We start from the raw sequence: 23,794 nt of genomic DNA, 5'->3' as shown, positions 1-23,794 counted from the left end.
CGAAGGTTCAATGGGAATCAACGCATTGTTAATCTCGCGTTAAAGGAGCGAACGTTGGCCGGAGTTCGATTCGCCGGCTAACTTCTCTTCCAGGAACGCCCGCAAATCGCCTTTGCGCAAATCCGACTCGCTGCGGAAGTGGAGGCGGACGACTTCTTCGCTGCCGCGCGAGTGGTCGACGTCAGGTTCGTGACCTAATTCGGCGACTCTTCCCTGCGTAGTGGACGCTTGGGATGACTTCAGCTCTAGGCGAACATGCTCTGGTTTCTTGGTCGAAACCACTGCCCAAGCAGAACGCTTCCCAGGGATCATCATGTTGATCAGCATCTGATTGTTCCATAAGATCTCGCCTTGTGGGGCAACGTCCTTGAGCAGTTCGATTACTTCTTCGAGCACAGTTTGATCCCAGGCAACTTTTTTGCCCGGCGGGAAACCTTTGCGAGATAGGTGCCACTTCTCGCCCAGCTTTTTCCAGGGCATGTGGCTTTCGACATCGTTGCTCACGGTCGCCTCATATTTCTGGAATCCGACGATCGCGTCGTCGACAAACTTCCAGAATTCCGGCTTGTTGATCTCGGACCAGCTATGGGCCCGGATCTCGATCTCCTGGAATGGACCACGCAGGTTTTTGACTTTGACGCGTGGATCGTTGCTGTAGATCGGTAATTCGTCGAGTTGGTTGAGTGTTTTCAGATCAAGCTCTTGCGGAAGCTCGTACTTGTTGAAAGTCCCCTTCATCACGCGGAACTTCATCTTCAGCAACCAGCTTTCACCAGTGATCGCGTGGAAGAACCAACCATCCGATTTCTTCTTGGCAGCGATCTCCACGATGGTGCGCGAGTTCCAATTGGGGTCGCTGAAGCAGTCGGTTGCCTGGATTCGGTCAACCACTTCGGCGAGCACCTTACCTTCCCAGTTACACGGCTGGCCGTCGCGTCCAACCCGTTCCTTGGTGTGCCAGCGGCGACCGTCGATTTCCCACGGCATTTGAATCTGCGCGCCAACATCGTCGATATCGAGGTCCCCTTCTCGTTCGGCATCGACCGCATTGGGATCGTACAGCTTTCGTTCTTCGCGAGGTGCCGCTTCCAAGATCGGTGCCAACGCTTCGCCGGTATGGCTGCGAAGCCAGGTCATTCCCTTCTCGTCGACCAATGTCGACTCTTCGCTCTTCTGCTTTTTGGCCAGCTTCTGAAAGCCTTTGGCGTAAGCGACGACGTCTTCCGGTGTTCCCACGGTGACGACTTGACCGCCAGCTTGGCCAGCTTCGGGCCCCATTTCGATGAGCCAATCGGATTGCTTCAGAATGTCCAAGTTGTGCTCAATCACGATCACCGTGTTGCCGAGGTCGACAAGTCGGTTAAACACGTCGAGCAGCTTCTTCAGATCCTCGAAGTGAAGCCCGGTCGATGGTTCGTCGAGCAGGTAAAGCGTGCGACCGGTATCTGGCCGAGCCAACTCGCTGGCCAGCTTCACACGTTGAGCTTCACCACCGGAAAGGGTCGGAGCCGATTGTCCAAGAGTGACGTAGTCGAGGCCCACATCGCATAGCGTCTGTAGAATGCGGCGAATCTTGGGGATGTTCTCGAACAGCTGGACGGCCTGACCACACGACATCTCAAGCACTTCGGAGATCGACTTGCCGTGGAATTTAACGGCCAAGGTTTCTTCGTTGTAGCGTTTGCCGTCGCAAGTTTCGCAGGTGACCCAGACGTCTGGGAGGAAGTGCATCTCGATACACTTCTGCCCCATGCCAGAGCAGTCCTCGCAGCGTCCCCCCTCAACGTTGAAGCTGAAGCGACGCGACGTGTAGCCGCGCAGTTTGGCGTCAGGAAGTTGCGCGAACAAGTCGCGGATCAAGTCAAACACGCCGGTGTAAGTTGCCGGATTCGAGCTCGGGCTGTTGCCGATCGGCTGTTGATCGACGCGAATCACTTTGTTGACGTTCTCGATACCGCGAAGAGCATCGTGGGCACCAGGAATTGTTGACGCCCGATGAAGTCGCCGTGCAAGCGTGTTGTAAAGAATATCCTGAACCAATGTGCTCTTACCGGAACCACTCGGACCGCCAATGGCGACGAAAGCGCCGAGTGGAATCTGAACGTTGACGTTTCGCAGATTTCGGTGACTGGCCCCTACGACCTCGAGCCATTCGCCACTGGGGCTACTGAAATCGGAGATGACGTCTTCATCGGTATTGGCCGAGATCGACATCATCCGACGATTGGTTGGGGCGAAGATGGCCTGCTTGCCTGAGATGAAAGGTCCCGTGACCGAAGTCGATGACTTCGCGATTTGTTTCGGCGTACCTTCCGCGACGATCGTACCCCCGTTGCGGCCAGCTTCCGGGCCGAAGTCGATCAGCCGATCGCTTCCTTCAATCACTTCCTGATCGTGTTCGACCACCAGCAACGTATTGCCCAGATCACGGAGGCGATGGAGCGCCTTTAGAAGTCGGCGATTGTCGCGGGGATGGAGTCCGATCGTTGGTTCGTCGAGTACATATAGTACACCGCACAGACCGCTACCCAATTGGCTGGCCAAACGAATACGCTGAGCTTCACCAGCGGAAAGGGTCGGCGCTGTACGTTTTAACGAAAGGTATTCCAGGCCGACGTCCAACAGGAACTCGACACGTCCTTCGATTTCTCGAACGATTTCGCCAGCGATCTTTTGTTCCCGTTTCTTGAGCTTTGCCGATTGGAAGAATTCGAGTAGTTCGGCAAGTGGCATACTTGTGATGTCACGCATCGTCTTCTTACGGAAGCGAACGGCCGAGGCATCGTCTCGTAAACGCGAGCCATCGCAGGTCGTGCATTCCACTTCTGCGACCAGCGACTCCAATTGACCCCGGAACGCCGGGCTGAGTCGCGACGCGTCCTCGAGTGCAGGATATAAACCCTTGAATTGAAAACGGAACTCAAGCTGCGTTTTCTTCTCGTCGGCAAAAACTTCATAGGTGGTGTCGCCGGTGCCATGCAAGATAATGCGTCGCTGGCGAGCCCCGAGCTGTTCGAACGGAACGTCGCTGGGGATCTTGTTTTTGGTACAAATCGCGTCCAACATCTTCCGCGCGGTGGCGGTTTTCAAATCGGGCCACAGCCGCAACGCACCCTCGGCCAGACTCCGTTTCGGATCGCTAAGCAACGCCGTTGGATCGGCACCGGTTTGCGTACCCAACCCTTCGCAATCAGGGCACCAGCCAAGGTAGCTGTTGAACGAGAAGTTGTGTGGCGAAAGAGGCTCGAAGCTTCGATCGCACGATTCGCACGATAGCTTCTGACTCAAACGTTTGGTTCGCCAGTGTGCTTCTGGAACGCCTTCTTCGGCGTAGGCAATTACCAGAACACCGCCTGATTGGCTGAGCGCGATCTCGACGCTGTCTGCGATACGTGGTCGAGCATCGGCGCGAACAGCAATTCGGTCGACGACGACCTCGACATCATGCTTGCGGCGACGGTCAATCTTCGGCGGTCGATCAAGCGTGTGGACGACTCCATCGACGCGAATTCGCTGATAGCCGGCGGCTCGTAATTCTTCCCATAAGTCGGAATATTGCTGCCCCGTATCGAGATGTCGAGGCGCCAGGAGGAACAATTTCGTCCCCTCCTCTTCTTGCAGCACCTTATCGGTGATCTGGGTCGAGGTTTGCGTCTTGATGGGGACATCGCAATCGGGACAATGGGGCTCACCCAATCGGCTCATTAGTACGCGAAGATAGTCGTAGATCTCCGTCACAGTACCGACGGTCGAGCGTGGCGACTTGCCGAGGTTTTTCTGCTCGATCGCGATCGCCGGCGAAAGCCCCTCGATATGATCGACCTTTGGCTTCTGCATTTGCCCGACGAACTGTCGAGCGTATGCGCTCAAGCTTTCGACATAGCGACGCTGTCCTTCCGCGTAGATCGTATCCATGGCCAGCGAGCTCTTACCGCTACCACTTGGTCCGCAGAAGACGGTCATCTTGTCGCGATCGATGCCAACGCTCACGTCCTTCAAGTTGTGCATCTTCGCGCCGCGAACGTCAATTCGCTTGGCTTGGGCCTTTGTCGTCTGTTGCGACTCGCGAGCAGCCCGTTTGATCTCGGCCACGGCGCGGCTTGTCTCTCCCTTCAAGAGAGGTTCGAGTGCTTGCCCTGTATGAGATTCTTTGACCGCGGCGACATCTTCCGGTGTCCCTTGAGCGACGATCGTTCCACCGTTGACGCCACCATCGGGACCAAGATCGACGACCCAATCGGCCGTCTTAATGACGTCCAAGTTGTGTTCAACCACCAAGACCGTGTTGCCGGCATCGGCAAAGTTGTGCAACACCTTCAGCAGCATCTTCGTGTCGGCGAAGTGCAGACCGGTGGTTGGTTCGTCTAACAAGTACAGCGTTTTGCCAGTGCTGCGTTTGGAAAGTTCTTTGGCCAGCTTGATGCGCTGGGCTTCACCACCAGAAAGGGTCGGAGATGGCTGACCAAGCTTGATGTAATCGAGCCCAACATCGTGCAGGGTTTGCAGTTTCTGGGCGACCTTGGGGACGTTTTCAAATGTCTTCAGCGCGTCTTGAACATCCATTTCCAGGATGTCGGCGATCGATTTGCCTTTGAAGAGGATCTCCAGTGTTTCGCGGTTGAAACGGTGCCCTTCGCAGACGGGACAGGTGACCCAAATATCGGCGAGGAAGTCCATTTCCAGTTTGTTAGCGCCGTTCCCTTCACAAGCACTGCAGCGGCCGCCGTCGACGTTAAAGCTGAATCGGCCCGGTTTATAGCCTCGCATTCGAGACTCAGGCAGCTGCGCGAACAGATCGCGAATTTCGTCGAATACCTTGATGTAAGTCGCTGGATTGCTACGAGGTGTGCGGCCAATCGGCGATTGATCGATGGCGATCATCTTGTCGAGATGTTCGATCCCTTCAATTCGCTCATGCTCGCCAGGTTCACCCAAGCCACCGTTAAGATCGCGTCGTAACGCTTCGACTAAAATACCGTTGATCAGCGAACTCTTACCGCTACCACTGGCCCCAGTGATGCAGACAAAACCACCGAGGGGAATCTCAGCGGTGATATTCTTCAAGTTGTTCTGGGCGGCACCGACGATACGGATCTTCTTTTCCCCGATCGGTCGTCGCTGCTCAGGGATATCGATCTTATCTTTCCCGGAAAGGAAGCGTCCGGTGACGCTTTCTTCGGCAGCTTCCAGCTGTTTGGCGGTTCCCTGAGCGACGACGTACCCACCGCGCACCCCGGCCCCAGGTCCGAAGTCGATAATATGGTCGGCGACGCGCATGGTATCTTCGTCGTGCTCGACCACGAGAACCGTGTTGCCCAGATCACGCAGGTCGTTGAGGGTAGCCAGCAAGCGGTCGTTGTCACGAGGATGCAAACCGATCGACGGTTCGTCCAGGATGTAAGTCACGCCGACTAGGCCACAGCCGATTTGCCCGGCGAGTCGAATTCGTTGCGATTCACCACCGCTAAGCGTGGGCGCGGTTCGATCGAGCGTTAGGTATTCGAGACCAACGTTTTGCAAGAAGCCAAGCCGTCCGCGAACTTCCTTAATTGCTTCTTCCGCGATCTTTTGTGAAAGTGTGTCGAGGTCGAGCTCCTCGAAGAAGTCGCGTGCTTCTTGAATCGACAGCTGGCTGACCTCTGGAAGCGAGAGCGCCTTATGATCGCCGAATTGTTTGTTCGACGTGGTCACTTTCACGCTACGAGCCTGCGGATTGAGACGCTCGCCATGGCATTGCGGGCAGATAACCGTTGCCATGTACTTCTCTAGCTGCCTCTGCTGCGGCTTGGAGTTCGTATTACGGTACTTTTCAAGCAAGTCAGGTACAATCCCGCCGTACGTGCCGCCGTACATTTGCGGGCTGTTGCCACCACGCCAGGTGAACGTGATGTGCTCGTCGCCAGTACCCCACAGCAGATAATCGTGGTGCTCCTTCAGCATATCTCGCCAGGCGGTTTCCAGCAAAGCGCCTTTGCCAAGGTTGTATTTGCGCTCCATCGTATCGGCGACACCCTGGTAGATGTGTCGCTTCCAACGGCCGAGCTCTTTCCACTTGCCCAGCAGTTCGATCGCCCCTTGCTTGAACGACAGCGTCACATCTGGGACCAACAGTTCTGGATCGAACGTGTAGACTTTGCCCAGACCATCGCAGGTCGGGCACATCCCTTGAGGCGAGTTAAAACTGAACAACTGCGGCGTCGGCGGTGAGTAGGAGATCCCACAATCGACGCAGGCATAATCGACCGAGAACATCATGTCCCCTGCCACGGCGGTCTTGCTGCGGCGACTCTTGGCTCGCTTCTTGGGCGCGGCGTCTTCCGGGGCATCTTCATTGCGGGGTGCCACGATGAGGCTGCCTTCCCCCATCTTGAGCGCCAGTTCTACGGCTTCGGCCAGGCGACCACGGATACCTTCCTTGATGGTCAAGCGATCGATCACCAACTCGATGTTGTGCCGCATTTGGCGATCGAGCTGCAATTCGTCGTTGAGCTGGATGATCTCGCCGTCGACACGAGCTCGGACGAATCCTTGTTTCAAGAGATCGATGAACAGATCCTTGAATTCACCCTTCTGCCCACGAACCAGCGGGGCTAGCACCGAGAATGCGGTCCCTTCCTCTTGCTGGATGATACGTTCGAGTATCTGTTCCCGTGTTTGGGCCGTCAGCTTCTTACCGCACTCGCTGCAGAATCCTTGCCCCACTCGCGAGAAGATCACGCGCAAGTAGTCGTAAATCTCGGTGATCGTGCCGACCGTACTACGAGGATTGTTGCTGGTTGTCTTCTGCGAGATCGAGATGCTGGGCGTTAGACCGCCGATGAAGTCGACGTCAGGTTTGGGCATCTGCCCCATGAACTGCCGCGCATAGCTAGACAGGCTTTCGACATAACGCCGTTGCCCTTCCGCGTAGATAGTATCGAAAGCGAGCGAACTTTTTCCGCTACCACTGACCCCAGTCAGGCAGATCAGTTTGTTGCGGGGTAACGTCAGCGTGACGTCGCGCAGATTGTGTTCGCGGGCCCCTTTGACTTCGATATCGGCAACCGGCATGGAAAGACATCCGTGGGTTCTCATCGCGACGAAATAGAATCGAATCCATCGATTTTAGAGAACGTACCACCTGGGGAGAAGGGCACGCGAGGGTGGCGGGTAGAGGAAACAACCCATCGGGACGATAACGTTGGGGGTACGCACCCTAATCTAAGCGTTGCCCCTGCCAGCTTGCCAAGGGTTCACCCAAGGGACGAGGGCCTTTATTATTAGGGCTTTCGTGCATCCCAGACCTGAGATTCGGTCTTCCGAGCGAACCCCCACCGAGAGAAATCATGTCGAAATATTGTGTTTTGCTGACCGACTTTGCTTGGGAAGATTTGGAAATCGAGAAGCAGACCCTGTCCGATGGCGGGGCGGAATTGATCATTGCCAGCGAAAAAGACGAAGATTCGCTGGTGGCGCTCGCCAAAGAGCACCAGGTCGACGCCATCATGACCAACTGGGCACAAGTCACCGAGAAAGTGATCTCCGCTTCGCCGAATGTAAAGATCGTCGCTCGACTGGGGATCGGTCTCGACAATATCGACATGGATTACTGCACCAAGCAGGGTATTTTGGTGACGAACACGCCGGATTACTGCTTGACGGAGGTTGCTGAACATACGCTGGCGTTGATCTTTGCCTGCGCTCGGAAGGTGGCGATGTACCACCATGACACGATGAGCGGTAAGTACGATCTGCAAGCGGGCCCAATGATGCGGCGAATGGAAGGGCAAACGCTGGGAATCGTGGGCTTGGGCAATATCGGCGAGATACTCGCCAGGAAGGCAAAGTGCCTCGGTTTGAACGTCTTGGCGACCAGTCGCAGCGGCAAGACGATGGAAGGTGTCGAAACGGTCGAAATGGACCGCCTGCTTGCGGAATCGGACTACATCTCGCTGTTGATCCCAGCGACGCCAGAAACGCGGAAGTCGTTTGCTACCGAGCAGTTCCGTAAGATGAAGCCGACCGCCTACTTGATCAACACGGCTCGCGGTGCGATTGTCGATCACGACGCTTTAGCGGTCGCTCTTGAAGCTGGTCAGCTGGCTGGAGCGGCACTCGACGTTCAAGATCCAGAACCTTGTGATCTTACGATCGCGCCTTACAACGATCCACGCGTGATCGTCACGCCCCATGCAGCCTTTGTGAGTGTCGAGTCGCTGGAGAACATGCGAGGACGCGTTGCCCGCCAGGTGATCGATTGCCTGGAAGGAAAGACGCCAGAGAACGTCCGCAATGGTTTAACCGCTGGCTAGTGGCATATTGAAGCGTGTCCCATCAAGGCCTGCAAAAAAAACGCTTGTCCCCTCGCCCCTAAGGAAAGAGGGGACCTTGCGAAGTTAGATGTCGACTTCGTCGGGTAAAACCTTGATGGTTAGGCCGCCACTGCTGCGGATTTCGATTTCGTACTGTTTGCCCTGCTTCACCTTCATCCCAGGTGACTCCTCGTTGGCCGAGCGGACACCATATTCGTCCGCTTTCTCGGGGTCGTTGGCGATTTCCCAGAAGTTATTCCATAGCTTGGACTCGAATTCGGTCGGCTTTTCATGCACGCCGTACACTTCCGGGCGCTCGCCATCTTTGTCGATGGCGAATCCTTGGGCTGGTGTTTGATGTTCGCCGTAGATCTTTTGCAGCAAGCAGATCGAGGTTGAACGAAGGGGATCGGCCGATTCGACCAATTCGTCGTTGAACTTCACCACCTTGCCGTTGATGTAAACCATCTCGCCGTCAATCGTGAAATTCTGCGGCTGCGAGAGAGGCGTGCCATGCTGATCAAGTTCAACGAACTGGAGGATCGTTTGCACGCGATCTGCCCCATCAGGCTTCTTTTGGCTGATCACCTTCATGCGGGCAACGCGACGATCGATCTTAAGCAGCTTTAGTCGTAATGCGAGCTGGTCGATTTCTTCTTCCAACTCGCCAATTTTGAGGTTCTTCTCCTCGATCTCCTTATCCTTAGCGGCTAGGGCGATCTCTTTTTCGTTGTAGATCGAATAGCCGTAATACGAAACCGTCGAGAAGGCGATCAGCAGCAGCAAGATCAATAACGTTCGCACGGAATTGTTGAAACGGTCTATCGATTCGACCACTTTGGCCATGCGTGCACTCCTTGGGTGCCTATCGTGTGAAGAGAGGCTTCGTCGTCAGTTGCTAAGTTAATCGGGCCGCCTAAGTCTAATCGTAACCCGTTCTTGGGGGGCGAACCAATCCCAACCCGTCCCTGACTTCGCCCGAAATTCAGGCTGGCAGAGAAGAAATCGCTCTGGCGAGGTACTAGAATGGACGGCACCCTACTTGTTCCCCCTTCTCTTCAGGAGCCCCAACATGGATCGTCGCAAGTTTCTTACGACCGCTGCTGCCGTCACCACGATCGCTTCTCTGCCGCGGATGACTTTCGCCCAAGATTTGCAGGACATCAAGCCGAAGCGAGTCGGGCTGATCGGTTGTGGCTGGTACGGCAAGTGCGATCTCTTGCGATTGATCCAGGTCGCCCCGGTCGAGGTCGTCTCGATCTGCGATGTGGATACGCAGATGCGACAAGGCGCGGCTGAGATTGTCGCTTCTCGCCAGAAGTCGGGCAAGCAACCTCGACAGTTTGGTGACTTCCGAGAAATGCTCAAGGAAAAGGACCTCGATATCTGCCTGGTTGGCACGCCTGACCATTGGCATGCTTTGGCGATGATCGAGGCAGTGCGTGCCGGCGCCGACGTTTACACGCAGAAGCCGATCAGCCGAGATATCGTCGAAGGCCAAGCCATGGTGGCGGCGGCTCGTAAGTACGATCGCGTCGTTCAAGTTGGCACGCAGCGGCGGAGTACAGCCCATCTGATCGAAGCTCGGGACAAAGTCGTCAACGAAGGTTTGCTTGGAACGATCGGTCACGCCGAAATTTGTTGTTACTACGGTATGGGCCGTAATGCGACGGCTGAGAATTGCCCGCCGCCAGAATATCTCGACTTCGACATGTGGACCGGGCCGGCACCGAAACTTCCGTTCAACCCGGTGATGCACCCCCGCAGCTGGAGAATGTTTAAGGAGTTCGGTAACGGCATCATGGGGGACATGTGCATCCACATGTTGGACACGGTTCGATGGATGCTAGACCTTGGTTGGCCCACTTCCGTCAACAGCCGTGGGGGGACGTACGTCTGGAAGGACGCCTCAGGGAACGTCCCAGATACGCAAGTGGCAACGTTCGACTTCCCTGAATTGGATGTTGTTTGGACACATCGTGCTTACGGAGATGCCCCCGATCGAGACTATCCGTGGGCGGTCTTCCTTTACGGCGATAAGGGAACGCTCAAGGCCAGCGTGAACAAGTACGAGTTCTTCCCCAAGGGCCGTCGCGAGCCAACCCTGACCGGCGCCCCGAAGACCGAGTGGGATAAGTACCCGGAAGATCAGCACGAAAAAGACTTGGAACAGCACGTCGCCGCCGCCAACCGGGCTCACCAGCGCGACTTCCTTCAAGCCATCGAAAACCGCACCAAGCCGGTCGCCGATATCGAGCAAGGACACATCTCGACCGCCAGCTGCATCCTGGCCAACATGTCGCTGGAACTAGGCCGTAGTTTGACGTGGGATGCTGATAAACATCAGGTCATCGGCGACGACGAAGCCAACAAGATGTTGGCCCGCGAGTATCGCGAAGGGTATGAGCATCCGACGGTGGATAACGTATAGGATCGCCCAGCGAATACAACTCGACGAGATGAAGAAGCACTTAGTCTTCTTCATCTCCGTCATTGTCAAACAGTTCTTCCTGTTGTGATTTGCCATTGGTTTCGGCTTCGACCGGACGGTTGATCATGTCGGCCAGCATTTCATCGTCATCTTTGTCGACAATCAAAACGCCGCCGCCGTAATTCGCCGAGTTCGGATCTACGGCTTTGCCGCTTTCGTCGAACACCATATCGGCTTCCGCAGTCTTCTTTTTGGCGACTTCCAGCAGCTTTTCGTAGATGTCGTCTTTCTGGGTTCCGTTGATGTCACTCACGGCCTGAGCGACTTCGCCCAGGTAGCGGCGGAAGATGCTGCGTCGATCGGCCTGCTGTTTCACTTTCATCCGGCGACGGAGGAACATGCCCAGCTTTCGCCCGACGGTTTGCAGGGCCAGACGCATTTCTTTTTGAATGTCGTCGTAGCTGGCGACTGCCTCCTTGGCTTGGTTCGTGAACGGCACCCACACACTCGCGATGTGGACCATGATTGTGACTGGGCCACTGGGCAAGTTGCCGCGCGATTGCGAGAGACCATACGACCGCCAATTGGTTTGGGCAATCGTTTTGGTGATCGCGCAATCGCCATGTTGGAACTGCAGCGGCACGCGATTGGCATACCGATAGACGTTCATCGACTGTCCTTCGTTCACGTTGACGTTCTGCATTGCGTCGAAGAGGATGTCGATTTCCTTCGGCTTCAACTTGTTAGGGCTCTTTCGTGTGCCGAGCTTTGATTCCTTTAGGATCTTGTCGGCGGCGTCCGGCCCCAAACCGTTGAATGTCAGGATTAAGAACTGGCGGACCGTGCGGGCATCGGTTTCGTATAGCAGCTCCCGCAGCAGGTCTTTGGTGATCTTCTGCGTTTCGACGTTGCCACCGTAAGCCAGGGCAACTTCGATTTGGAAGGGGTTACCGCGATAAACGGCCGGCGGACGGGTTGCGGCTGCGTAGAACTCGGCCGGAACCACGCTGTGTAGGCCTTTCAAAAGCTGATCTTCCCCGATCGGTACAATACAGTCCGTGGTCGGGTTGCTGATCTTGGTGTCTTGAATCGCAGCGTAAAGCTGCTCAGCGTGATCGCGATCGATACGCTTGACCCGCATCCTCGTACTGAGCTTAGCTTTGTCGCAAATCTGCTTCGCGATGCTTGGGCTGACGCGCGAGAACGAGGTGGTCAGAAAACCAGACAAGCTACTTTCGGTTGATTCCTTACACATCGAAACAAGCCGGCCAAGCTCGACACCGTATGGATGCGGTTTGATTTCGGTGGCTTCAGGCGGAAGGATATCGGACGAGCGGCGATAACTTCGCTGAGTCCCGCTGGGGTCGATGTAGTGCAGCGTGACGTGCGGGTTCGCAATGGCCGTCTGCTCGAGGTATTCGTCGACGCTCCCTTTACCACGCTGGTACTTTGCTTCGAGATCAAGCGTGACGCGTGTGCCGTGGGCGATTGGCTTGGGTGCCTCGCCAGGGGACTCTGGCTCGTGATGGGTGACCCACTCGATGCCTTGGTCTTGGATGTATTGCTCCCCTTTTTCACCAGGGGGGATGTCTTCTCCGTCCCCTTTGCCGTTGAGGATTTCCGGCTTGTTGACCTTGGTGTCGATTCGCAGTTCGTAGTAATGCGCGGGCTTCTTCTTGCCGGTCTTACTGACGATCTTGATCGGCTTGCCGGTTGTCAAAATGGCGTACATCCCGGCAGCGCTAATCCCAATACCTTGTTGGCCGCGGCTCATGCGCAAGCGATGGAATTTCGAGCCATACAGCAGCTTGCCGAAAATCAGCGGGATCTGCTTTTTGAGAATGCCAGGCCCGTTATCCTGAATCGAAGCCTTATAGCGACTTTCACCGGTTTGTTCGACATGCACCCAGATCTCGGGCAAGATGCCTGCTTCTTCACAGGCATCGAGTGAGTTGTCGACCGCTTCCTTGATGGTCGTCAGCAGCGCCTTACGCGGATTGTCGAACCCCAACATGTGGCGGTTCTTGGCAAAGAACTCGCTCACTGAAATGTCGCGCTGCTTCTTGGCCATGGTTTCGGCCGTCGCGCGACGTGGGGCTGACTTCTTCTTGCGGGTCGCGGTTCCGTTCGCTGTAGAGGTGGCGCCTTCCGACAACGTGGGGTCTCCTGGGCAATGGATGGAGTTCGATCCCGTTCTTGTTAGGGGTACGGGAACGATCAAGGATCAGCTTCTCCTCTTCACCCTAGCCATCTCGCGGAAAAAGAGCGAGGGGATAGGGCGAAGACCAAGCCGCCGATTGTAGTAAAGTTTGCCGATTGCGGGGATAGCGGCAGAATCTGGAATTTGGGGGTGACTGTCATACTCGGAAGATTAGGGGTTTTTGGAGCGACAGCATCAGAAAGTTTCACCAGCTTCTTCGGAACAGCCGATTTAACCTACGACGGAAGGTCTGGACTTATCTGATCCGCGCAGATTGCCGAAGTACCCATAGGCGACGGTTTGGACCAGTTTCCCGGCATTAGGAACTTGCGAAGCTAACCCATCCACGTTTGCGTACGTGGTTGTCCCGTTGCCGAACCACGGCAGGAGCTATCAATCGGATGAAACGCATTGCTACAACTTGTTTGTTTGCCTTGGCATTGACCGCGGCAACGCTATCCATCGGTTCGACGGCCCAAGCCAACGAATACGCTAGTCCTCCGGTATATCCGGACATCATGAACCAGTACTACGTACCGGATCAGTACTACGGCTACCCGGCTGAAATGTACCCCTCGCCGATGACCACGCCGCCGATCGCCGGTCGTACGTACATCACGTACCCACCGTTGGATCCGCACGAATTCTTGTATCGCCATCACCGCACGTACTATCACTACTACAACGGTGGTCAAGGATTCAACCGTACGAACGTGAAGTGGTACGGCGGCAAGACTTGGCTGAAACCTTACAACCCGTTCTTCTAAAGAGCTGCGCACGCTCTGCCCACAGAGCAGCGACCCTCGCTTCACGTAGGAATTAATGACGATGACCCAGACACGACTGATTCTCGCACTCCTCGTCGGGCTGACCGTTAGCAGCGTGCAGACGGCCGAAGCCGGATGGCTTTGGGGGCGCAGCGCCAGCAACAATGCGATGGCGGAGCATGCTTCGAACTTGCCTTGGCACGGTGGCTACGCCTATCAGAACTACCAATCGCCAGTCGCGATGGTGGTTCCGCCAACCGCCAACATGCAAACGAACTACAGCTGGGGTGTGCCCAGCAGCCGCATGACACCAGTTTATCACCAGTTCGGTCGCGCAAATGCCGGCGGTATCACTGGCAGCCCAGCGAGCCTTGGTATCACGCCTTACTACCCGAGCGATACGCGTCAGTTCGGTGTTTATAACGTGCGTGGTCCATGGAACTACCACATGCAGCAAGATTTGAACTACGGCTGGCACTTGGGTATCCATCACCGCAAGGCTTGGAACGGCCACACCGGCAGCTGCCCAAGCGGTAACTGCTACGGTGGTGCTCCTTATCAAACTGGCAGCTACGGCGCCGCTCAAGGCGGTTCCGTCATCACTGAAGAAGGCTACGTGCCCGGCAGCTACGAAGAGCACCCAGTTTCGCCTTCGGACACCGCACCGACTCCGGCTGCTCCTCCGCAAACCGAAACCTAATCGTCCATCCGAACGATTTAAGAAGAAGCCGAACTTGCGACCAGCGAGTTCGGCTTTCTTTATGCGCCGCTACTTTTGGCGATTGCTATCACTGCTGTCGCTAGGCGAATTTTCTAGGCGATTCTTGCCGTAGTTTCTCAACACGCGAATGATGTTATCGAAGCGACAACCACGCCCCTTTCTGCCACCCGCCGTTTCTGGCAAGGTTTGACGTTTAGGACCGTATTTGCGGGCATTCTCCGTGAATATCGAGGTTCAGGCGATCCATTTCTAGTTTTGGCACGGGGAATGAATTTATAAGTCCCAGCACTTCACCTTTAGGAACCGTTTTTCGCAAAGAACAAGACAGATGCTCGAAATCCAAACCATGTTGATCTTCTTCGGTGCTTCGATCGCGATTGTGCTGGGTGTTCATGTCTCCCGCCCGATCAAGTCGTCGAATCCTTTCGGTGGCTAGTCAACTATTGCGAGCATTCGTCTAACTAGGGACGCGTCACTTGTTGCATCAATTGTACAAACCGAGCTTTCATCTCCGGACCGCCCATGTCTGGGTAGAGCGCCTGAAGGTAACGCACCACCTGCTTCGCCTCTTCGGGATTGCCAAGTCTTAGATGGCAACGGGCAATTTCCAGCTTGGCCTCATACCAGTTTGGCGACTCCGACTTGCTCTTGCGGCTGACCTCTCGCCACGCCATCAACGCTTTCTCTTGCAGAGCCGCCGTTTTGCCGCGCGATAACATGCGGGCCAAGCCCATCTGAATATCCGCGTCATTGGGCTTCTGTTGGGCGATTTGCTGATACGCTTGAATCCCCGCTTCGAGTTTGCCACTGTTGGCTAATGCCTGAGCCTCTTGGATGGCAATTACTTCGCGTGTCTGTTCGTCCAGTTGACCTAGGTTAGGTCGCAGCATGCCGATCAACGTCAATTCGAGATCTGCGATCTGACTACGGACTTGGGGCGAAGCCGAGCCGGACATTTGTCCGAGCGCTTGTAAAACCTCGAACAAGGACATCGGGTTATCGTCTTGCGATTTCTGAAGTCTTGCTTTGGCTTCGTTTAGCTTTCCTAAGCCAGCCAAGGCAATTACCTGGAGTGACTCGAGGCGGCTGTGCCATCCGTCCGATGCCTCTGGATTGCTTCGCTGGGCGACTTCCAGGATGGCTCGGGCGTTATCGTAGCCGTTGCGGCCGTAGTTAAGCCACAATTGCGCGGCGGCCTCTGCGGAAGCTCGCATGGTGGGGGTCCACTCCTCGTTTGCAGATTGTCCACGCAAGACAATCTGCTCGAAGTAGTCGATGACTTTCTGTACGTCTTGCTGGACGAGCTGATCTCTGGTTACCGCGTCTTGAAACCACTTCAGAGACGACTGCCGGACACCGTCGACAGCCAAAGCAAAATGATGTGAAGTGGGGGGGACACGCAGGTAGGCTTCGGTGGCATCGCGATAATTGCCTCGACTAAATTCGATTTGCCCCAACCACATCGCCGCCTGATTGCCCGGCTCGCCTGAAGGCCAACGTTGAAGATTCTCTTTCAAGAGCGCGATGTACGGCTCGAGGTCAGGTGGGTTCGACTTGCGAGCGATCATCGATTGATAGTAGGCGGCCGTTAGATGACGCAACGAAGCATCATCGGCGGACGGAAACGCGAGAGCTGCTTCCCGAAGTCGCTTGACTCCTTTGGCTTGATCACCGGCCTGAATCGCGACGGCAGCGGCTGCCAGACGCATTTCGTACTCACCAGTCGAATCGAGCGACTCGCGCGCGGCGGCGACAGCCAGATCGTAGGTTCGGATCGCTTCGTTCCACTCCTTCTTGCGGACATAACCTTCTGCGGTTCGGCGAAGAAGATCGATATTTTGAGTCCCGCCAGAGGTTGCGCTGCCGGTTAGTTGCTGTTCGGCGCGGCGAGCCCAATAAGGACCATATAATTGGTCGAGCTGCTTCACGACCGCCGCCGAGCGATCTTGCCACTGTTGGATTTTATCGGACTGTTTCGCTTGCTCTGCGGCTTTCCAAAGGGCCAAGTAAGTCTCGAAACAAGCGAAATCAAGTTCGGGGGACGTTTCTCCTTCGAGTTCGCGTCCTTGGTTGATTAGTTGTAGGGCTTGTTGTAATTCGCCTCGATCCAGCTTGGCCCGCACAATCTCGGCCTTGGCTGCAAGCGTGACCTGCGTTGGCGGTGCGAGTTCGATCAAGCGTGCCGCCTTCGCTTCCGCTTGATCGAGACGCCCCAACCACCGCAGAGCGCGGATCTCCAGCAGGAGAGATGGCCACAGCACGCCCGTTTCGGGACGTAGCTTGGTGAGTGGTTCGACCTTTTGCACGGCAAGAGCCATGCTGTTTGTGCGATCGAGCGAGTCGGCCGGATAAGCAAGTCCCTGCTCTTCCAACGCTGAAATGGCATTTAGCGTGACACGTCGCGATAAGGCAAGTAATTGATCGGAAGTGAGCCCGGACGATTTGCCGGAAGTATGTGACTGGCGAAGGAGATCGTTGACATGCTCTTCAAGCTTCTCGAATCGCTGCAGTGTTTCTAGGGCTTGGCGTTGGGCTTCCTGGGATTTCTCGCTGTCGCCAAGAACCTCTCCTTCTTGGCGTAGCAGTCGCACCCGAGCCAGTTGCGAGAGAGCGTCTTGTACTTCCACGAGTACGACGGCCGGCTGGTCGGGAAACTGCTTGGTAAACTGAGGCAGCACTGCCGTAGCTGAATTCCACCAACGTTCTTGTTCAGCAGAACGCGCGTTCAATGCATGCAGAGTGTACGCTCGGACTAGTTCGGCCGCCATTTCGGCTTGGGCCTGAGGAAATCCATTGACCGCGACGATTCGCTGGGCAGCGTAACGTTCGGCGAGCTCGAATAGTTGACGATCGAGCAGGCCCTGGATCATCTTACGATCGTCTTCCAGCGAAGATTGCGCCGACACGCTACTGGAAGCGATTAAGATCAGGCAAATCGAAATGAAGAGACGAATGTTCATGCTGCGAAACGCGAATCAACCTGGTTCGACGGCGAATTGGATTTGTTGAAAGTTTAAACGGCGAGATAGATCGTACACATCAATCACCCGTCCTACCGGAACGACTTCGTCTGGATCGATGATTAGCGGAACATCGTTCTTAATTGAGGCGAGCGCGGCCAGCCGACTTTCTACCTCGCCCAAGTCTTGTGTGCTGGATTTGTTAATTGTGTAGGTGAACGCGCCAGGTTGTCCGGTAATTCGCACCACGACCTCGTCGAAGTCTTCGACTTCTAATGGTCGCTTCGCTTCGGTTCCGATTTCGTTTGGTGGCGTGATGCTGCTCGGTAACGCATACTCGACAATCTGAAAGCTGGCGGTCCACAAAAAGAAAATCAGCAGCAGGAACACGACGTCGATCATCGGCGTCATCGCGACTTGCAGTGGCTGGCGATCTCGGTAAGGGCTTGGTCGTTTCATCGAACGGCGTCCTCCGGGCGAATCACCGAGAAGGCCACGTTCCAGATTCCCGCTTGCGTGGCGGCCAGCATCACTGGCTTCACGTTGGCGAAAGGTGTTTGGCGATCGCAGCGAATACGGACTTCGAGCGAATCGCCACTTCGTTCTCGTTCGACCAGCAAGCGTTCTTTGAGTTGATCAGGCGGAACACGATGACCGGCCAGCGACATCGAGCCATCTGCCCCGATGTTAACCACGACTCGGGGCTGTTGATCGTCGATAATCTCTTGTCCACTTTCTGCGGTCGGCAGCGGTAGCGGCATCTGCGCTTCCTGCTTGGCCAGGTGACTGGAAACCAGGAAGAAAATGATCAGCAGAAACACGACGTCGATCATCGGCGTCATGTTGAATTCGGCCTGCCCCGACTTGAGGTTGCTCGGTACACGCACGCGTTTAGCTCCTCGTAGCTTGAGCCGCGGCTTGTCGTTTCCGACGTTTTAGTGGAGTAAAAACCTGCTGCGCGACGTAGGCCGCTTCAGCGACTAATTCGTCGACCCAGTTGCGAAAGATCGCGAACGCTCCGAGCGATGGAATCGCCACAAGCAGCCCACCCACCGTAGTGACAAGCGCTTGATAAATGCCTTCCGCCAGGTCGCCTGCTCCGGCTGCACCTTGAGTGGCGGCGACTTGCTGGAAGGCGAAGATCATCCCGGTAACTGTACCCAGCAGACCCACCATCGGGGCGATGTTGCCAATTACAGCTAAGTATTCGATTTTGCGGAAGAGCCGAGCCGATTGTTCGGCGGTGGCATCCTCCAAGGCTTTCTCAACGGCGCTCCAACCCCCGTCAAGTTCAGCAATGCCACTCAACAGGACGAAGGAAAGAAAGCTAGGGCGTTCGCGGCAAACGCGTTCGGCATCTTGCACCTTGCCTTGCAAGAGAAGCTCGCGCACCGTGTCGCCGAGCTCTGGAGGCATGATCTCGGTTTTTCGGATGGTCATGACATGTTCGAAAACAAGGTAGGCTGCCGTCATCGAAAGTGCCAAAAGGAAAATCAGGATCAAACCGCCAGTGATCCCGCCGCTTAGGACGATATCAACAAAGCCCGTCTTTTGCGGAGCCGATGCTGGAGTGTTGTTCGGTGTTTCGGCGGCGGAAGTATCCTGAGCGACGGCTGGCACTGGTCCGGCTGCAGAGAACCAAGCTTGTCCTGGTGCAAGCATGCCAATCGCCAGCACAGCCAGGCAAGCACACCAGATTCCGATTCGAGTCAAATTCGCCAAGGTTGCCTCCTAGTTGCTACCTGAGTTGGCCAGTCGTTTGAGAGTTTGTTCCGCTTCCTGCCGCGCTGGTTGATCGCCGTAATCTCGCAACACCTCGTTCACCACGCGTTGGGCATCCTCGAATTTGCCACTTCGCTCGAGTGATCGCCCCGCTTGAAGCAGGCTTTCGGCGGCTACCGGACGATGGGTTGGGTAGAGGATCGGGGGACGCATCAGTGTGAGGGCTGCTTGCTCGTCATTATCCAATTGTCGCCAGGCCTTGCCCACGACCAAAGTAGGCCCTGCTAAGGCTGCCCCGCGTAGGATGCCGGCAGCCAACTGCTTCTCCCATCGGCTGACATCATCGGCGCCCGCCGTAACGATCTTCGTCTGCCATAGCTGGGCCTCAGCAAGCAATGCGATTGAAGGAAGTTTGCTGCGACGAAGGTTCCCCAGTGTCTCGATGGCTTTCGATCGATCTGACGTTCCTAACAGCCAACTGGCGCCCAATAGCTGCGCGTATGGTGACGGCATTTCCAGCCAGATTCGAGCAGCTCGGTCACGTTCGAAATCGGGAGGCAGGCTAAACCAAGCTAAAGGAATCGCTTCCACATGAATGGTTTGAGGATCCTCTTCGACGATCTTGAGAAACGTATTTCCAGCGTCGACGATGCGGCCTGCATTCTGCAGTGCGATTGCGGCGTTGGCCAAGATTTCACGACGCACCCATGGCCGCGATTCGGCCGCAACCGCCGCTTGAAAGCTGCGGATGGCTTGGCTGGTTTGACCGGCAGATAAGTGTTTCAGCCCTTGTTGATAGCTCGGACTGTAGTCAGTTTGAACGGATTGGACTTTGTTCGACGGAATGCTTGTTTGACCGGTTGCGGTTTGCAAAACCAACGATTGCCCGGAAAAGTCGACGACGGTTCCACGGACCTGAGTTGGGTTGTCTCCGGACGATTTCGGAATCAAGGTAACGATATCGTCGGCAGCGCAGGTACCTGCTACCCTTCCCCAAGTCGTGAGAAGGCAAGTTAGTAGCAACATGCAACGAATCGCGCGGCGACGCAACGGAGCTTCCTGTTCGTGATTAATAAGAAGGTGAAGCGCGAAGACCGGAAATGTCGACGTAGACATGTTTCCCGTCATTTCCTTCCGCTAGTTTTACCAGAAAGTTGCGACGCCCATCGTACTTGCCGTAGCCAAATTCGATGGCATGGATCGAGATTCCCCGGTTCAAGCGATGAATTTCTTCCAATTCGTGTGGAAGGAGAGTGGGCTGGTCGGCGTCAGTGAGAAAAAAGACGACGTCCGGATTCATCTTCAACGCGATCTTCAAGGCATCGACATGCTTGGTGCCGCCGTTGGCGATCACGCCGCCGACGAACTGGCGGGCCAGGTTCTTTCCTTGTTCGTCGGCGAATACTAACTGCGGTCGATCACCACGCGGACTGAACACAAACGGCTCTTGGTTGTAAAAAATGATCGCAAATTGATGCAACTTGTCGAGATCGTTCAAGCTCTTGAGCAACTCCGCCTTTGCCGCGGCAAGGGGAGCCCCATTCATACTGCCACTGCGATCGAAGACGTAAACAAACTTGGTCCCTTTTCCTTCTGCACCAAAAACGCTCGTGGTTCCTTCGTTGCCGAGTCCACCCTTGGAAGGAGCGCCACCTTCCATTTGGCTGCCCGCCGATGGAAGACCGTTGGATTCCTGGCCACCAATCGCTTCGTCCCCGCGTGGAAGCAGGTTGCCAAGGTCGCTCGGGGGCAGATCGAGGGACGGTAACGCATTGTCCACTGCTTGCTCGGCTGCCTGGGCATCTGCCGTCTGCGTGCCGTTGGCATTCGCGGTGTTTTCGTTGGTTTCGTATTCGGTCGTATCGGCCGATCGATTCGCCAACGCGATGGTTCCTTTTCGGGCGGGCTCGTCGCTGATTCCCTTGCTGACGGTTTGCACGGTCAAAATCAGAAGCGTTCCGATCAGCATGTGAATGAGCAAGGACATCAGCCACGCTGGCATCGTCCGTCGCGACTTCACCCAAGCCGTTTGATCGGCTGGCTGGATCGATTCAAGTTGTGCCGTGTTTTGAGCCATAACGGTAGAAAGGTTAAGAGGTTTTGAAAACTGGTTTGTATCCAGCCAATCCGGTCGCGACAAGCTTGATTTCCGACCATCAATGTTTTGACAAGCTAACTTGACCTGCCCCAGAGAGTGGGGCTCTAGGGTGTCTTTCTTTCCTATTTTACCTGCCGGGTGGGGGATCGTCGGCTGTTTTGTACCGTTTTCTGACTGGTTAGGTCGTTTTGGCATGCCCAATGCTTTTGACTACGACCGGTCAATACTGATGTGGACAGCCGATTAGGCCTACTTACGGAATTTTCATCCGTCCACGGAAGTAGCGACCGTGACAGTCTGTGAAAATTTCCAGGAAGCAGGCAAGTGGCCCGTGGATAGTCGGCTTGAGAACCCCCGATTTCGAGTCGGCGTCCACGGTGTCCTTTTTCTCTTATGGCAAATACACGTGCTATCAACTCGGGATAGCTGTCAGGCAATCGCGGTTTACGCGGATGATTGCCGTTCGATCATTCGAATCGAACGAATAATTTCTTAAGCCGAGGCCCAACTAACCAGGAATATACACGATGGCTACCGTTTCAACTTCTGCGATCTCTCGGCCTACGGTCCACCCCGGTATGGGACCCATGCCGCACGATAATGGAGTCGCTTTCCGGCTATGGGCTCCCCATGCTGACGGCGTTCGTATTGTCGGCACCTTCAACGATTGGGATCCGAAAGCATCTCCCTTGGTCCAGGAAGAAGGTGGGATGTGGTATACCGACATCCCTGAGGCCAAAGCAGGAGACGAATATCGCTACCTCCTGCAATGTGGCGACCAGGAAGTTAGTCGCATGGATCCCAGGGCTCGGGAAGTTACCAACTCCGTCGGGAACAGTGTGATTCATAACCAGGAGTTCGACTGGGGAGACGACAATTACCAACTACCTCCCTGGAACGAGCTTGTGATCTATGAGATGCATCTAGGGACGTTCAATCGAACCGACGAAGATACTGTCGGTACCTTTTCCGATGCGATTCAGCGTCTCGATCACTTGGTTCACCTGGGAGTGAACGTCGTGCAATTGATGCCGTTGTGCGAGTTTGCTGGCAACATCAGTTGGGGTTACAACCCAGCCCAGATCTTTGCCGTGGAAAGTACGTACGGAGGACCTCGCGGGCTGAAGAAGTTCGTGAAAGCCGCCCATGAACGCGGGATCGGTGTGGTTCAGGACGTGGTTTACAACCACTTCGGACCAAGCGACCTCGACATCTGGCAATTCGATCTGTGGCAAGAGAACGGCAAGGGGGGAATCTATTTCTACAACGACTGGCGAAGTAAAACCCCTTGGGGTGACACACGTCCCGATTACGGGCGGGGTGAAGTGCGTCAGTTCATTTACGACAACGCCATGATGTGGGTGAATGATTACCACGTCGACGGTTTGCGATATGACATGACACTTTATATGCGGAGTGTCGACGGAAATGATGAAATCCCAGAAGGTTGGAGCCTGGCTCAGTGGATCAACCACGATATCCGAGCAAATAAGCCGGGAACACTATTAATTGCTGAGGATTTGCGAACCAACGCCTACATCACGAAAAGTGCTGGCGAAGGTGGCGCTCACTTCTCGAGTCAGTGGGATGCTGAGTTTGTTCATCCGATTCGCGAAGTTGCAAAGCAGCCTAACGATGTTGGCCGCGACATGGATAAGTTGGTTCATGCCATCACTTATCGATACAACATCAACTCGTTTGAACGTGTGATTTATACTGAGTCACACGACGAGGTTGCTAACGGTAAACAGCGTCTTCCTTCCGAAATCGCCCCGGAAAGTCCCGCGGACGGTTATGCTCGTCATCGTTCGACCTTGGCGGCCGGCGTGATGCTAACATCGCCTGGAATACCGATGCTCTTCCAAGGCCAAGAGTTCCTTCAAGATGGTTGGTTCCAAGATACCGACCCACTGGATTGGAGCCGAATCGAGGAATTTCCTGGTGTGGTGCTGCTATACCGCGATTTGATCCATCATCGACTCAATCGATTCGGTGTCACCAAAGGGTTAACAGGCCAAGAGGTGATGGTTTACCACCGAAACGACGAGCGGAAACTGCTCGCTTATCAACGTTGGCTCGATCATGGCCCTGGGGATGATGTAGTCGTCGTGGTGAACTTCTCGCACGAAGCCATTGAAAACTACACCATCGGAATGCCGACCGGTGGAAATTGGAAATTGCGCTTTAATAGTGCCGCGTCAGTTTACAACGCTACGTTTGTCTCCTCGACGATTGCGGAGCTAGCAGCCACTGACGAGCCGCATGATGGAATGACGCATTCTGGAACGCTTTCGATCAGCCCGTACAGCCTGCTTGTGTACTCGCAGGACCCGGAGTCGGCTTAGTCCAGACCGCCGGCAGAACGCTTCTGACGGCTTAACGAGCAAGGTGTCCGGCGAACGATCAGACGTCCTGGACGACAAGAGCTCTCATTCGCCCATGATGATGGATGGATGAGAGCTTTTCTTATTGATGCCCTTAGAAAAACAAGGACTTACGAAATGCTTTCAAGTTTTTTGGGGCGGTCTGGCAAAGTCGGCATGGCGGTTGCGACTTACACCCAGCGAGACGAAACAACCCCTCAGGTTCTTTAGGAGATTATTA

14 protein-coding genes are annotated in these 23,794 nt (G+C 55.3%); 5 read left to right on the top strand and 9 right to left on the bottom strand.

Going from position 1 to position 23,794, the window contains the following annotated elements; all coding sequences use genetic code 11:
• Positions 1–39 precede the first annotated feature (39 nt).
• Positions 40–7,050, bottom strand: a complete 7,011-nt coding sequence (gene uvrA, locus C5Y83_RS18430; RefSeq protein WP_105331225.1) for an excinuclease ABC subunit UvrA — start codon at positions 7,048–7,050, stop codon at positions 40–42.
• Between the two features lie 275 nt (positions 7,051–7,325).
• Here uvrA and C5Y83_RS18425 point away from each other — a divergent pair, with 275 nt between their 5' ends.
• Positions 7,326–8,291, top strand: a complete 966-nt coding sequence (locus C5Y83_RS18425) for a C-terminal binding protein (protein WP_105331224.1) — start codon at positions 7,326–7,328, stop codon at positions 8,289–8,291.
• 84 nt (positions 8,292–8,375) lie between these two features.
• Here C5Y83_RS18425 and C5Y83_RS18420 read toward each other — a convergent pair whose 3' ends face one another.
• Positions 8,376–9,137 (bottom strand): hypothetical protein, encoded by a 762-nt coding sequence (locus tag C5Y83_RS18420; RefSeq protein WP_105331223.1) that lies wholly within the window; start codon positions 9,135–9,137, stop codon positions 8,376–8,378.
• Positions 9,138–9,363: 226 nt separating this feature from the next.
• Here C5Y83_RS18420 and C5Y83_RS18415 point away from each other — a divergent pair, with 226 nt between their 5' ends.
• Positions 9,364–10,722, top strand: coding sequence for a Gfo/Idh/MocA family protein (locus tag C5Y83_RS18415; protein WP_105331222.1), 1,359 nt, complete (start codon positions 9,364–9,366; stop codon positions 10,720–10,722).
• 40 nt (positions 10,723–10,762) lie between these two features.
• Here the strand turns inward: C5Y83_RS18415 and C5Y83_RS18410 are convergent, their stop codons facing one another.
• Positions 10,763–12,877 carry an ATP-binding protein gene (locus C5Y83_RS18410; RefSeq protein WP_233207276.1) on the bottom strand — a complete coding sequence of 705 codons (2,115 nt, stop codon included), beginning with the start codon at positions 12,875–12,877 and terminating at the stop codon, positions 10,763–10,765.
• Positions 12,878–13,323: 446 nt separating this feature from the next.
• On the opposite strand from C5Y83_RS18410, the gene C5Y83_RS18405 reads away from it, so the two are divergent.
• A complete protein-coding gene (locus C5Y83_RS18405; RefSeq protein ID WP_105331221.1) occupies positions 13,324–13,689 on the top strand; it encodes a hypothetical protein in 366 nt (121 codons plus the stop codon).
• A 61-nt stretch (positions 13,690–13,750) separates the two neighbouring features.
• Complete coding sequence (locus C5Y83_RS18400; RefSeq protein WP_105331220.1) at positions 13,751–14,389, top strand: hypothetical protein; 639 nt, start codon at positions 13,751–13,753, stop codon at positions 14,387–14,389.
• A gap of 482 nt (positions 14,390–14,871) precedes the next feature.
• On the opposite strand, the gene C5Y83_RS18395 is transcribed toward C5Y83_RS18400, so the two are convergent.
• Genes C5Y83_RS18395 through C5Y83_RS18370 form a run of 6 tightly spaced genes read right to left on the bottom strand, consistent with a single transcriptional unit; the run spans position 14,872 to position 21,232 of the window.
• Positions 14,872–17,370 (bottom strand): hypothetical protein, encoded by a 2,499-nt coding sequence (locus tag C5Y83_RS18395; RefSeq protein ID WP_105331219.1) that lies wholly within the window; start codon positions 17,368–17,370, stop codon positions 14,872–14,874.
• A 15-nt stretch (positions 17,371–17,385) separates the two neighbouring features.
• Positions 17,386–17,829, bottom strand: coding sequence for an ExbD/TolR family protein (locus C5Y83_RS18390; protein ID WP_105331218.1), 444 nt, complete (start codon positions 17,827–17,829; stop codon positions 17,386–17,388).
• Positions 17,826–18,257, bottom strand: a complete 432-nt coding sequence (locus tag C5Y83_RS18385) for an ExbD/TolR family protein (protein ID WP_105331217.1) — start codon at positions 18,255–18,257, stop codon at positions 17,826–17,828. The genes C5Y83_RS18390 and C5Y83_RS18385 overlap by 4 nt, the downstream gene beginning before the upstream one ends.
• Positions 18,258–18,261: 4 nt before the next feature.
• Positions 18,262–19,092, bottom strand: a complete 831-nt coding sequence (locus C5Y83_RS18380; RefSeq protein WP_105331216.1) for a MotA/TolQ/ExbB proton channel family protein — start codon at positions 19,090–19,092, stop codon at positions 18,262–18,264.
• Between the two features lie 9 nt (positions 19,093–19,101).
• Positions 19,102–20,208: a tetratricopeptide repeat protein gene (locus C5Y83_RS18375; RefSeq protein ID WP_105331215.1), complete on the bottom strand. Its 1,107-nt coding sequence runs from the start codon at positions 20,206–20,208 to the stop codon at positions 19,102–19,104.
• Positions 20,162–21,232 (bottom strand): hypothetical protein, encoded by a 1,071-nt coding sequence (locus C5Y83_RS18370; protein WP_105331214.1) that lies wholly within the window; start codon positions 21,230–21,232, stop codon positions 20,162–20,164. Before C5Y83_RS18370 ends, C5Y83_RS18375 begins: the two co-directional genes overlap by 47 nt.
• A gap of 485 nt (positions 21,233–21,717) precedes the next feature.
• Between C5Y83_RS18370 and C5Y83_RS18365 the strand changes: the two genes are divergently transcribed.
• Complete coding sequence (locus C5Y83_RS18365) at positions 21,718–23,535, top strand: alpha-amylase family glycosyl hydrolase (RefSeq protein WP_105331213.1); 1,818 nt, start codon at positions 21,718–21,720, stop codon at positions 23,533–23,535.
• Positions 23,536–23,794 lie beyond the last annotated feature (259 nt).

Origin of the sequence: Blastopirellula marina (genome assembly GCF_002967765.1) — a bacterium.
GTDB classification, from domain to species: Bacteria; Planctomycetota; Planctomycetia; order Pirellulales; family Pirellulaceae; genus Bremerella; species Bremerella marina_A.
This window is presented reverse-complemented; position numbering and strand designations above follow the sequence as displayed.

Bases quoted from the DNA above. Each gene is read 5' to 3' on its own strand.
- C5Y83_RS18405 (WP_105331221.1), top strand. From the start codon at position 13,324: ATGAAACGCATTGCTACAACTTGTTTGTTTGCCTTGGCATTGACCGCG.
- C5Y83_RS18425 (WP_105331224.1), top strand. From the start codon at position 7,326: ATGTCGAAATATTGTGTTTTGCTGACCGACTTTGCTTGGGAAGATTTG.
- C5Y83_RS18400 (WP_105331220.1), top strand. From the start codon at position 13,751: ATGACCCAGACACGACTGATTCTCGCACTCCTCGTCGGGCTGACCGTT.
- C5Y83_RS18390 (WP_105331218.1), bottom strand. From the start codon at position 17,829: ATGAAACGACCAAGCCCTTACCGAGATCGCCAGCCACTGCAAGTCGCG.
- uvrA (WP_105331225.1), bottom strand. From the start codon at position 7,050: ATGCCGGTTGCCGATATCGAAGTCAAAGGGGCCCGCGAACACAATCTG.
- C5Y83_RS18415 (WP_105331222.1), top strand. From the start codon at position 9,364: ATGGATCGTCGCAAGTTTCTTACGACCGCTGCTGCCGTCACCACGATC.
- C5Y83_RS18395 (WP_105331219.1), bottom strand. From the start codon at position 17,370: ATGAACATTCGTCTCTTCATTTCGATTTGCCTGATCTTAATCGCTTCC.
- C5Y83_RS18375 (WP_105331215.1), bottom strand. From the start codon at position 20,208: ATGTCTACGTCGACATTTCCGGTCTTCGCGCTTCACCTTCTTATTAAT.
- C5Y83_RS18420 (WP_105331223.1), bottom strand. From the start codon at position 9,137: ATGGCCAAAGTGGTCGAATCGATAGACCGTTTCAACAATTCCGTGCGA.
- C5Y83_RS18365 (WP_105331213.1), top strand. From the start codon at position 21,718: ATGGCTACCGTTTCAACTTCTGCGATCTCTCGGCCTACGGTCCACCCC.